This window comes from Enterococcus sp. AZ020, from assembly GCF_050499205.1.
GTDB lineage: Bacteria > Bacillota > Bacilli > Lactobacillales > Enterococcaceae > Enterococcus_L > Enterococcus_L dunnyi.
Genome location: NZ_JBIPAT010000001.1, coordinates 2624325 through 2636408 on the forward strand (window position 1 = coordinate 2624325; position 12084 = coordinate 2636408).

Genomic DNA, 12084 nt, shown 5'->3' on the forward strand with positions numbered 1-12084 from the left:
ATGATCAGTGAATTGCGTTTCCCTTTACGAAAAGATACATCACGTAAGATTATCCATATCGATATGGATGCTTTTTTCGCTTCAGTTGAAGAGCGTGATCATCCTGAATTAGTTGGTCATCCTCTCGTGATTGCCCGTCATCCCAGTGATACAGGAGGAAAAGGTGTAGTGACGACAGCCAATTATGAAGCAAGAAAATTTGGTATCCATTCAGCGATGAGTGCACAAAAAGCTTTTGAACTTTGCCCGCAGGCTATTTTTAAAGCAGGTGATCATCAAAAATATTCGGAAATTTCTCAGCAGATTCGTGCAATTTTCCGGAGATATACGGATGTCATTGAACCTGTTTCGATCGATGAGGCTTATCTTGATGTCACCGTCAATAAAATCAATAGTAAATCAGCGATCAAGATCGCGAAACTAATACAGTTTGATATTTGGAATGAGCTGCATTTAACTTGTTCGGCAGGTGTCAGTTACAATAAATTCTTAGCAAAACTAGCTTCAGATTTTCAAAAACCAAAAGGCTTGACTGTTGTGATGCCGGATGATGCAGAAGCTTTTTTAAAAGCACTGCCTATTGAAAAATTTCATGGTGTTGGCAAAAAGACAGTACCGAAAATGCATGAATTAGGTATTTTTACTGGAGCAGACTTATACGAAAAAGATGAGATGGAACTGATCAGCAAGTTTGGTAAAATGGGGTATTCACTCTATCGAAAAGTTCGTGGGATCCATGATTCACCTGTCAATGTCACGAGAGACCGTAAATCAGTTGGCAAAGAGCATACCTATGGCACGCCATTGACCACACAGGCGCAAGTGACAGCTCAATTGAGGCAGTTGGCAGAACGGGTGGAAGCGTCCTTGGAGCATGTTCAAAAGCATGGGAAAACGGTCGTTCTAAAAGTTCGTTATACTGATTATACAACCGTGACGAGAAGGCAAACATTACCTGAGTATATTTCAACAAAAGAAGAACTATTTTATCAAGCGAATTTGATATGGGAAGAAATTTTAGGCTTAGAACAAGGGATTCGATTATTGGGTATCACGCTAACCAATCTAGATCCTATGGCATATGAAAATATTATTTTACCTTTATGGGAAAAGAAAGAAGAATAAAGCGAAGCTTTCGTTTTACTCTTCTTTTTATGCTACACTCAAGAATAAAGGTAGGGGAAATAGATGAGCAAAACAATCATGTGGTTTAGAAAAGACCTGCGCTTAGATGACAATACAGCGTTTATCCAACTGTTAGAACAAACAGCTGCAACTGAAGAGCTTATTTGTATTTTTCAATTGAATCCAGCACAGTTTATCCCGAATAGCTATAATCATGATGCATTCTTTTCTAGTGTAAAAGCATTTCGTGAGCAGCTTAAAACAAAAGAAATTCCGCTTCATTTTTTATATGGTGATCCAGAAGAGAATTTTTCAGAGTCGAAGACTGCTTTTCATGATTGGCAAACTATTTTTTTTAATAAAGATGAGCGAGGCTTTGGTCGAAAGCGGGATCAAAAAATGACGGACTTCTTTAAAAAGCAGAAGATCCAAGTTCATGCTTATCAGGATAGCCATCTGCATGGTGTTGAGGAAATCAAAAAGCCTACGGGAGAAAAGTATAAAGTCTTCACACCTTATTATCGAAACTGGAAAAATCAACCAAAAAAAGCGTATGAAAAGGTATCGACAATCGATCGTACGTTTTCAAAAATATCCCATTCGTTATTTCTTGAGGGCGAAAATAGATTTAATGAAATAGTAGAAAAGATAGATTTACCCTTTACTTATGATTGTGGTGAAGCCAATGCAGAAAAAGTTTTGAAAGCATTCATCAAAAATGAATTACATGCATATGAAAAAAATAGAGATTATCCATTTATAGATCAGACAAGTAAGCTCTCACGATTTTTAAGAACAGGAGAATTATCTATTCGAAAAGTTTGGCAGGCAGTTATTGCTGAGCCAGATTCTGATGGTCGGCAAACATTTATTTCTGAACTTTGCTGGAGAGATTTTTATAATATGATTTATTTTGCGAACCCTGATCAAAAGAAACAAGAAATCAAGGAACAGTATCGTCAGCTCCAATGGCAGTACAATAAGCAGTTGTTTGAGCGTTGGCGAAAAGGTGAAACAGGTTATCCGATCGTAGATGCAGCTATGCGCCAATTGAATCAAACTGGCTGGATGCACAATCGTTTGAGGATGATCGTGGCATCATTCTTAACGAAAGATTTATTGATCGACTGGCGGTTAGGAGAGCAATATTTTCAAAAACAATTGATCGATTATGACGCAGCCAGCAATATTGGCGGTTGGCAGTGGGCCGCTTCAACTGGGACAGATGCGGTTCCATATTTTAGGATTTTCAATCCAACGACTCAGAGTGAAAAATTTGACTCTAAAGGAGAGTTTATCCGTAAATATCTACCAGAATTGAACAAAGTTCCTAATAAATTTATTCATGAACCGAGTAAAATGCCGAAAGAATTACAAGAATCACTCAATGTTTTCATCGGGAAAGACTACCCGAAACCGATTGTTGACCATAGTAAAATGCGGGCAGAGATCCTTACTTTCTTTAAGGAAAATCATTAAACGAGATGAAGGCTGGGACAGAAGTGTTCAACTTCAAAGGGACTGGGATATAACTCCACGAGTTACAACCCAGTCCCTTTGGAAAATCGCCAAAGAATCTGACTTTTGGCATCGATCATTGTGTTTTAAAGTGCGAAACAAAACCGATTTTTAGTTTTGTTCCGCACTTTTTTTAGCTAGAGTGAATTATATCAATTCAGATTTTTTGATTTGCTCATAGGCCTGTTCTCCATCATGGCATTTATCCCAAATGACTGCTTGGCCGCAAGCTAAGGATTTTTTTACATCGATGATTCGCTGGTTACTGCTTCCTCGGAATTGTAAGTTCAAATTCTTTTTTGATAGCTCAAAGCGTCCATCGACTAAAATATCGATTTTACTCAGTAACTCTAATTTATCAGGAGATTCCAGCAGCAGTTCTTCAAAGGTATAGCCGGACCAGGACCAAATATCTTTAGCTAAACCAAATTCTTTATGAACACGATCGACAACAGTTAAGCAAACCTGTGTATTTAAAAAAGGCTCCCCACCTAATAAAGTCAATCCCTGAACGTAATCGTGAGAGAGATCTTCAATAATTTTATCCTCTAACTCTTTTGTAAAAGGCTTTCCATACCGGAAACTTTGCACGGCTTGATTGAAGCATCCTTCACAAGCAAACAAACAGCCACTGACGTATAAGCTATTTCGAACTCCTTCGCCATCAACGAAATTGAATGCCTTGTAATCAGCAACATAGTTTTGACTAAGCTCATCTGCTAGCCACTCTTGAGGTTTAGGATTTCTCATGATAGTTCCTTCTTTCAAATAAAAGTAAACAACATTTCCATAGTAGTTCATCTAAATGACGATTATGAATAAGAAGTACAATAAATAGCTAAACAACTGAAAAGGTGAGACTATTTTTCCAATTGCTTAGCTGAATGGTTTATTTCATATGCTTCACTCGTGAAGAGATTTCTTTGTGTCGTCCATGAACCATCGGTCTTGCTTGTGGATTACCAAGATAGCCGCAAGTCCGTTTTACAACATCACAAGATTTTGGATCATGATTGCCGCATTGTGGACATTCAAAACCTCGTTCAGTTGGATTGAAATCTCCCTCAAAGCCGCATTCATAACAATGGTCGATCGGTGTATTTGTTCCGAGGTAACCAACTCGGTCATAAGCATAATCCCAAACTGATTCTAAAGCTTTAGGGTTTTGTTGTAAGACAGGATACTCACAATAATGAATGAAACCACCAGAACAATATTGAGGATAGTCTTTTTCAAAATCTAGTTTTTCAAATGGCGTTGGATTTTTACGTACATCATAATGGAAGCTATTTGTGTAATACTCTTTATCGGTGATATTCTCTACTACTCCAAATTTTTCAGCATCCAAGCGGCAGAAACGGTCAGTCAGACTTTCACTAGGCGTAGAATAGACACTGAAATGATAACCATAATCATTGCCCCATTGATCGGCATGGGCTTTTAGATCTTTCAAGATTGCAAGCGTGAAATCTTTTGCTTCAGGATCGTTTTCCCAATCGCCACCATAAAAAGCAGCAGCGACTTCATACAAACCAATGTAACCTAATGAAATGGTTGCACGTTTGTTTTTGAATAATTCATTGACTGATTCTTTTCTAGATAAACGTTTCCCAAAAGCGCCATACATATAAAGGATCGGTGCATTGGCTGGGATCGCTTCTTTACAGCGTTCCACACGATAGACTAAAGCGTCTTTCATGATACCTAAACGTTCTTCTAAAAGTGTCCAGAATTTATTTAAGTCGCCGTTTGCTTCCATTGCGATTCTTGGTAGATTCAACGTAACTACCCCAAGGTTCATACGCCCGACATTGATTTCTTCTCCATGTTCATCTTTCCAGCCCTGTAGGAAAGAACGACAACCCATAGGTACTTTGAAGCTGCCAGTCAATTCAACGATTTTATCGTAACTCAAAACATCTGGATACATCCGCTTCGTTGCACATTCCAGCGCTAATTGTTTTACATCATAGTTTGGATCAGTTTCATTTAGATTGACACCGCGTTTCAATGTGAAAATCAACTTAGGAAAGATCGCTGTTCGTTTTTCACTACCTAATCCATTGATCCTGATTTGTAAGATCGCTTTTTGAATTTCACGCTCAAACCAGTTTAATCCCAAACCAAAGCCCAAAGAAGTAAAAGGAGTTTGCCCGTTTGACGTAAACAGTGTATTGATCTCATATTCTAAACTTTGCATCGCATCGTAGATATCTTTTTGCGTTTTAGCTTTGGCAAATTCTTCTTGGCGTTCAGTGCCGTCGATCCATTCTTTCGCATCTGCCAAATGTTTTTCATAATTTAATTTTGCAAAAGGAGCAAGCAACTCATCTACACGGTCAGCTGAGCAGCCGCCGTACTGACTTGAGGCTACATTAGCGATGATTTGAGAAATTTGAGCAGTCGCTGTTTGGATCGATTTAGGCGATTCAACCTCTGCATTACCAATTTTAAAGCCGTTATTCAACATGCCCTTAAAGTCGATCAGGCAACAGTTTGTCATTGGGGTATATGGATGGTAATCTAAATCATGATAGTGGATATCTCCTTTTTGATGGGCATTTGCCACATGTGGAGGAAGCATCTTCAATCCAATCGATTTCCCAACGATCCCTGCAGTTAAATCACGCTGTGTATTGAATACATCGCTGTCTTTATTTGCATTTTCGTTGACGACCGTTTGATCCTTATTGATCAATTTACCGATCGTAAAATTGATATCTGTTGATTTGCTGCGTTCAAAATCACGGCGTGTACGGTAATTGATATATTCTTCTGCAAGCTCGTACTCATTTTTAGCAAGTAAAATATGTTCTACGATATTTTGAATTTCATAGATTTTGACATTATCTGCAAAACGTTCCGCAATTTCTTGATCGATTCGTTCCACGATTTCCTGAATGCGCTCATGAGCAAGGGGGTCTAATGAACCACGAATTTTTTGTTCAGCTTTGATCAAAGCATCATAAATTTTCTGGTCATTAAAATCAACTAGACGTCCATCTCTTTTGATAATTTTCATCGTATGCAAAGGTAAATCAGTAGCACCCACGTCATTTTTAGCTTGCTTAATCTCCATCATTTATAACCCATCTCCTCATAGATTTATTCCTTTCCTATCATAAATCAAATTATCGAAAGTTTCAACTATATATAGTGGCTATTTTTTATTTTTTATCAATTGAACAACTATATATAGTGTTTATTGAAAATGAAAAAAGTATGAAAACGACTGCCTAAAAGGTTTGTGGAAAGTGTCACAACTTTTTGTCAGGAAAAATAAATACTTCCTAAACATTTTATTATCATTACTTAATTGTAAGAGGAATCGATGTTCACCAGTTCAAAAAATTGGTAGAATAAGGACAATGAATAAACTGGAGCGAATCAGATGAAAAAAATTTTAGAAGTGAATCATCTAAGTAAATCTTATGGCTATCGAAATAATAAGGTTCAGGTCCTAAACAATATTTCCTTTTCTGTAGAACAAGGCGAATTTGTTGGGATCATGGGACCAAGCGGAGCGGGGAAGTCAACATTGCTGAATGCGATTTCGACTATCGCTTTGCCAACGACTGGCACAGTTAAGATCGATGGTCAGGATATTTTAAAAATGCGAAATAATCAAATCAGCGATTTTCGCCGCAAAGAATTAGGGTTTATTTTTCAGGATTTCAATTTGCTGGATACGTTGAATGTGAAAGACAACATTTTATTGCCGTTAGCGATCGATCGAATACCGCTTGAAAATATGGAGCAGCGTTTGAACCATGTGGCTACTATTTTGGGAATTGAGCAATTATTGGAAGAATATCCTAATACGATTTCGGTAGGTCAAAAGCAGCGGGTTGCTGCAGCTAGAGCATTGATCACAGAGCCCAAATTGATTTTTGCGGATGAACCTACCGGCGCACTAGATTCTAAGTCGGCTGCGGAGCTGCTCCAATATATGACGAATATGAATGTTGAAGATGATGCAACGATCATGATGGTGACGCATGATCCTTATACGGCAAGTTACTGTAATCGTATTTTATTTATCAAAGATGGGGTGATTTTTTCAGAAGTCGTACGCCAAGGATCGAGAAAGGAATTTTTCAATCGAGTGATCGATATGCAGGCCACGATTGGCGGAGGTGGTCGTGCCAATGATTTTTAACTTATCCTGGAAAAATTTTAAAGGGCAATTTTTGAATTATTTAGTTTATTTTGTCAGTATGACGTTTGCGGTAGTTGTTTATTATTGTTTTAGCGCAATTACATACAATCGTTCATTGACGAATCGGCTAGGGCAGGAAATCCATATAGATGGTGCAATGAATCTAGGTGGTGTCTTGATTGTTATCATGATTTTAGGTTTTATGTTTGCAGCAAATCATTTCTTCTTATTGAAACGTCGAAAAGAGATCGGGCTGTATCAGCTGGTTGGAATGAAAAAGGCGCAGATATCCTTATTGTTTTTTATTGAAACATTATTTTTAGGCGCTATTTCCTTGATCACCGGCTTGTTTTTAGGTGTGATTTTTTCGAAGCTCTTTTCGATGATTCTTGCCAAAGCGATGTTTATACAGGTAGAAAGCTTGTTTTCTATCTCGATTCCTTCGATGATTCAAACGAGCGTTGTATTCGTTTTTATGTTACTGGCCGTATCGATTCGAAGTACTTGGCTGATTTATCTGTATCAGGTGACCAATTTACTGACACCTGAAAATAAACGGTTCGCTACTTCTAGTCGATTATCCGGATTTAAAGCGGGGCTTGGTGTTTTCGGTGCGTTCTTGATTCTTTTGGGTTATTTTTTATCCTATAATATTGTGCGGTTCATTGCACTTTTGATGAAAACTTCACTGGGATTTAGCGGTTTTTTTATTGCTCCTCTAGTTATTTTAGCAATTTGCTGTATTGGTACTTTTCTATTTTTTAAATATACGATGCATCTAGTGGTTTATTTATTTACAAAAAATCGCTCAGCTTATTATCGAAATTTGAATATGGTTACTATTGGAAATACAAAGCTTCATATGACAAGAGTGGGCAATACGCTTTTTGCAGTCACGATTTTTATTGCCATTGCATTGGGTATGATCGGAGGCTCAGCCTCTGTTTATACGATCGGCATGAATTCTGTGAACATTGTTGCTCCAAATGACTATATCGTAGCGGAGGATGATCTTGATAAAATAGTGGGGGCAATCGAAAATGAGCCAGATGCCTCAATAAAATCGCAAGTAGAATTGAATTATAAGCTGATCGGCAGCCGATATAGTCTTAAGATTGGTCAAGATGCGAGTCAAAGTAATTTAAGCCCAGTCAATATAATGGCTCTTTCAAATTACCATGAATTTCAAAAATATAACCATTACTTAAAGAATATCGACTTGAAACATCCGACCGATCTGGTTGTTTTGGATAGTATTCAAAACACATTGGCTGGCGTTATTCGTTATGATTCTGACTTTATTTTTCCCGAGAATACCAGATTTCAGATTGCCGATGTTCGACCGGATTATTTAGGTCAGGATTTGCTTCGTTATGGTTTTCCAACAGTGATTATTTCAGACGAAGAGTTCAACAAAATCAATACAGGGCTCAGCTACTCATTATATGCGATAAATGTAGAGTCGAAAAATGAAGAGGCCCTCTCTGATAAAATAGCTGAAGAAATAAAACCAAAATGGATCGCACCTGTTTATTATAATTATCAGTGGAAAAATCAGAAAATTGAAGGTTACACTTCAAAAACAAGTCAGCCTGATTCAGACGAGCAAGAGTATTGGCAATTAAATTATACCAGTCGCTTTTCTGATTTGAGATACAAAAGAAGAGAGATGGGCTTATTTATCTATGTTGCTATGTTTTTGGGAATCTTAGCATTGATCATTACAGGGAGTATTCTGATGCTGCATCAGTTTTCGGAAGCTGAAAGAGAAAAGGAGCGCTATGAGCTATTAAAGAAAATCGGAATTTCTGAAAAAGAGATTCGAAAACTTGTCTATCAACAAAATAGCATCATCTTTTTTCCACCAATGATCATTGGCGTTCTCCATGCGAGCTTTGCTATTTATGTTTTTAGTAAAATCGTTACCAGTTCAGGCTATTGGTTAGCCTATTTATCTTGTGGTCTGTTGATTTTAATATATTTAGCGTATTATTTTTTAACTTCAGCGATTTATATTCGAATCGTACTTGAGAAAGATTAAATAAATGAATGTAGTAGAAGGTTAAAAAAGGATAATAAAATAAAACTGTGCTTCATTTTCTAGGCATTCAAGTATATAATAGGTAAATGTGTTTAATATAACTAAGAAAATTCGAATAACCTTAATGATTTCTTAAAAAAATGATGATGCTAAAAAATAAATTTCTAACGTTTCCAAATACTCAATCAAGGGTGGAGCAAAGCTTATGACTTTTGTCCACCCTTTTTTTATGGAAGTGACAAAACTGTTAGTAAAAAACAGTTATTTGTTAGCAAATTGGATTTCTTTTTTCATTTTACTTTATTACAATTACCTTACAAAAAAAGGTGATAGGTGACTGTTTAGGAGGGCTAAAAATTGAAAGAATTTTTGAATAGGACCAATGTCCAATATTGGAGCAAATTTATCGGAAAAACAATTTTTTATTTTGGCATACTATTGATGCTGATTTACTTGTATCATTATAAAAATATTGATGGTGGATCATTTATTTATAATGAGTTTTAGAAAGGAGAGACTTCAACATGATTACTGATATTATTGAAGCAGTCGATCGTTGGGGAATAAATGAGCCAAATCGACCTGTGTATATTGAAGCTGATCAAACATATACTTACGGAGAATTAAAAAGAGACTCCGATGCTGTTGCTGGATATTTACAGCAAAACATAGAACGCTCTCGTCCTGTTGTTGTTTATGGGGAACTAGAATTTGATATGTTAGCCTGCTTTCTTGGCGCCTCTAAAGCTGGTCATGCCTACATCCCGATCGAAGCTCATACACCGGCTGAACGGATCGAAATGATTTTAGATGTTGCGGAGCCAGCGTTGATCTTTTCTATAGCAGACTGGCCGGACATCGCGACCCAAGCTGAAATTATTTCTTTAGAAAAAGTGAAGGAAGAGCATACGATTTCTATTTCAGCAGACACGCTTCGACCAGTTGAAGGATCACAAACCTACTATATTATTTTTACCTCTGGAACGACAGGTATTCCTAAAGGGGTTCAAATCAGTCACACCAACTTATTGAGTTTTGTAAACTGGGAGCTGGCAGATTTTGGCATCACTGAAGGGATGCGCTTTTTATCGCAAGCGCCGTATTCCTTTGATTTGTCGGTGATGGACCTCTATCCTGCATTAGTTTCAGGAGGCTCTTTGACGCCAATGAAGAAAGAAATCATCACCGATTTTAAACAACTGTTCAAGGTTCTTCCGACTCTAGAGATAGAGGTTTGGGTTTCGACTCCTTCATTCATGGATATCTGTTTGATGGAACCAAATTTTGAACAAAAAAATGTAAAGAGTCTGAAAATTTTCTTATTCTGCGGAGAAGAGTTACCGAAAGCAACTGCGCAAAAATTACTGGAGCGTTTTCCAGATGCTCATATTTTTAATACCTATGGGCCAACGGAAGCAACTGTGGCTATTTCCGGAGTTGAGATTACACCAGAATTGTTAGAAAAGTATGATCGAATACCGATCGGATATGTAAAAGAAGACACACACGTATATATTATGGATGAAAATACTGAACTGCCAGAAGGCGAAGTAGGAGAAATCATCATTGCAGGACCAAGTGTTTCTAAAGGATATATGAACAACAAAGAAAAAACAGAAGCAGCCTTTTTTGAGTATCAAGGCCAGCCTGCATATCGTACAGGCGACGCTGGAAAGCTGGAAGAAAGCATGCTGATCTATGACGGACGAATCGATTTTCAGATAAAAATGCACGGTTACCGCATTGAGCTTGAAGATATCGATCACCATCTGGCTAACGTTTCCTACGTAAAACAAGCTGCAGTCGTACCAAAATATCATGAACATAAAGTCCAGCAGTTAGTTGCGTTTGTCGTTGCTCATCCAAATGAATTTGAAAAAGAATTCAAATTAACAAAAGCAATCAAAGAAGAACTAGGTCAAACGGTCATGGATTATATGATTCCACAAAAATTTGTTTACGTGGAGCAGTTGCCGCTGACTCCCAATGGAAAGATCGATCGTAAGGGATTGATGAATGAGGTGAATGTAACATGATGGGCTTTCCGCATATGATTCCCTACGCGAATCCGCTCTATTTTATTTATTTGCTAGTCGCACTGTTGCCAATGATTTTGACCTTATTGATCAAAGGAAAGCGCTGGTCATGGTATCAAGTGCTCGTTACACTATTTTTCTTGTATATGAGCTTTGGCGGAGAGGATTGGAAGCAAGGCGTTGCCTTGATCGGTTATGTGATTTGGCAAACGATTTTGGTTTGGTTCTATTTTCATTATCGACAAAAACAAAACGCCGCATGGGCTTTCTATTTAGCTGTTTTTCTGGCCATCTTACCATTAGTACTTGTTAAAGTAGTGCCGTTTGTATCAGGTCATGCCTCATTGTTGGGCTTTTTGGGAATTTCTTATTTGACATTTAAATCTGTTCAAATCATCATGGAAATGCGGGATGGTTCGATCAAGGAGTACAATGTGTTTCGATACATCCAATTCCTTTTGTTCTTCCCAACGATATCTTCTGGCCCTATTGACAGGTATCGCCGTTTTGAGAAAGATGTCGAAAATCCGCCAGCACCTGAAAAATATGTTGATTTTTTAGGAAAAGGAATCCATAATTTCTTCCTAGGCTTTTTATACAAATTTATTATCGGGTATTATTTTGGTCAGGTTTTGATGCCTGTTGCAGCTAAAATAGCTGAAAAAAATGGCGGCTTCTCCTGGGCATTGGTTGCGTACATGTATATTTATAGTATGTATCTATTTTTTGATTTTGCTGGTTATAGCCTGTTTGCAGTTGGGACAAGTTATTTGATGGGCTACGATACGCCAGTCAATTTTAATAAACCTTTCTTGAGCTGGAATATCAAAGAATTTTGGAATCGTTGGCATATGACTTTATCTTTTTGGTTCCGTGATTATATTTATATGCGCTTGATGTTTACACTGATAAAAAAGAAAGTGTTTAAGAGTCGGATCGTTGCTTCTAATGTCGGATACTTCGCTTTGTTTTTACTGATGGGCGTTTGGCATGGACTGACTTGGTATTATTTAGCTTATGGTATATATCATGCAACATTGATTTGTGTGACGGATGCTTGGCTGCGTTTTAAGAAAAAACACAAAGAAAATATCCCATCCAATAAGTTTACGCACGCATTGGCAGTATTTTTAACATTTAATGCAGTATGTTTCAGTTTCCTGATTTTTTCAGGATTTTTGGATACGTTATTTTTCAAATAAAAT

General features: G+C 37.3%; 9 protein-coding genes. 7 read left to right on the forward strand and 2 right to left on the reverse strand.

What is annotated here, in order from left to right:
- Positions 1-1125 carry a DNA polymerase IV gene (gene dinB / locus IGI58_RS12625; protein WP_087639390.1) on the forward strand — a complete coding sequence of 375 codons (1125 nt, stop codon included), beginning with the start codon at positions 1-3 and terminating at the stop codon, positions 1123-1125.
- A gap of 63 nt (positions 1126-1188) precedes the next feature.
- Positions 1189-2604, forward strand: coding sequence for a cryptochrome/photolyase family protein (locus tag IGI58_RS12630; RefSeq protein WP_429953132.1), 1416 nt, complete (start codon positions 1189-1191; stop codon positions 2602-2604).
- Between the two features lie 186 nt (positions 2605-2790).
- Here the strand turns inward: IGI58_RS12630 and nrdG are convergent, their stop codons facing one another.
- Complete coding sequence (gene nrdG / locus IGI58_RS12635; RefSeq protein ID WP_429953131.1) at positions 2791-3393, reverse strand: anaerobic ribonucleoside-triphosphate reductase activating protein; 603 nt, start codon at positions 3391-3393, stop codon at positions 2791-2793.
- Positions 3394-3532: 139 nt separating this feature from the next.
- Positions 3533-5725, reverse strand: a complete 2193-nt coding sequence (gene nrdD / locus IGI58_RS12640) for an anaerobic ribonucleoside-triphosphate reductase (protein WP_087639397.1) — start codon at positions 5723-5725, stop codon at positions 3533-3535.
- A gap of 309 nt (positions 5726-6034) precedes the next feature.
- Between nrdD and IGI58_RS12645 the strand changes: the two genes are divergently transcribed.
- From IGI58_RS12645 to dltB, 5 genes are all read left to right on the forward strand, one after another.
- Entirely contained in the window at positions 6035-6802 is a 768-nt protein-coding gene (locus IGI58_RS12645; RefSeq protein ID WP_429953130.1) for an ABC transporter ATP-binding protein, read from the forward strand.
- On the forward strand, positions 6792-8843 hold the full coding sequence (locus tag IGI58_RS12650) for an FtsX-like permease family protein (protein ID WP_429953129.1): 2052 nt from the start codon (positions 6792-6794) through the stop codon (positions 8841-8843). The genes IGI58_RS12645 and IGI58_RS12650 overlap by 11 nt, the downstream gene beginning before the upstream one ends.
- A gap of 357 nt (positions 8844-9200) precedes the next feature.
- Positions 9201-9350 carry a teichoic acid D-Ala incorporation-associated protein DltX gene (locus tag IGI58_RS12655; protein WP_225532870.1) on the forward strand — a complete coding sequence of 50 codons (150 nt, stop codon included), beginning with the start codon at positions 9201-9203 and terminating at the stop codon, positions 9348-9350.
- Positions 9351-9367: 17 nt separating this feature from the next.
- Positions 9368-10879, forward strand: coding sequence for a D-alanine--poly(phosphoribitol) ligase subunit DltA (gene dltA, locus IGI58_RS12660; protein ID WP_429953127.1), 1512 nt, complete (start codon positions 9368-9370; stop codon positions 10877-10879).
- Positions 10876-12081, forward strand: a complete 1206-nt coding sequence (gene dltB / locus IGI58_RS12665) for a D-alanyl-lipoteichoic acid biosynthesis protein DltB (RefSeq protein ID WP_429953126.1) — start codon at positions 10876-10878, stop codon at positions 12079-12081. The genes dltA and dltB overlap by 4 nt, the downstream gene beginning before the upstream one ends.
- Positions 12082-12084: the final 3 nt, after the last annotated feature.

Bases quoted from the DNA above. Each gene is read 5' to 3' on its own strand.
- dinB (WP_087639390.1), top strand. From the start codon at position 1: ATGATCAGTGAATTGCGTTTCCCTTTACGAAAAGATACATCACGTAAG.
- IGI58_RS12630 (WP_429953132.1), top strand. From the start codon at position 1,189: ATGAGCAAAACAATCATGTGGTTTAGAAAAGACCTGCGCTTAGATGAC.
- nrdG (WP_429953131.1), bottom strand. From the start codon at position 3,393: ATGAGAAATCCTAAACCTCAAGAGTGGCTAGCAGATGAGCTTAGTCAA.
- nrdD (WP_087639397.1), bottom strand. From the start codon at position 5,725: ATGATGGAGATTAAGCAAGCTAAAAATGACGTGGGTGCTACTGATTTA.
- IGI58_RS12645 (WP_429953130.1), top strand. From the start codon at position 6,035: ATGAAAAAAATTTTAGAAGTGAATCATCTAAGTAAATCTTATGGCTAT.
- IGI58_RS12650 (WP_429953129.1), top strand. From the start codon at position 6,792: ATGATTTTTAACTTATCCTGGAAAAATTTTAAAGGGCAATTTTTGAAT.
- dltA (WP_429953127.1), top strand. From the start codon at position 9,368: ATGATTACTGATATTATTGAAGCAGTCGATCGTTGGGGAATAAATGAG.
- dltB (WP_429953126.1), top strand. From the start codon at position 10,876: ATGATGGGCTTTCCGCATATGATTCCCTACGCGAATCCGCTCTATTTT.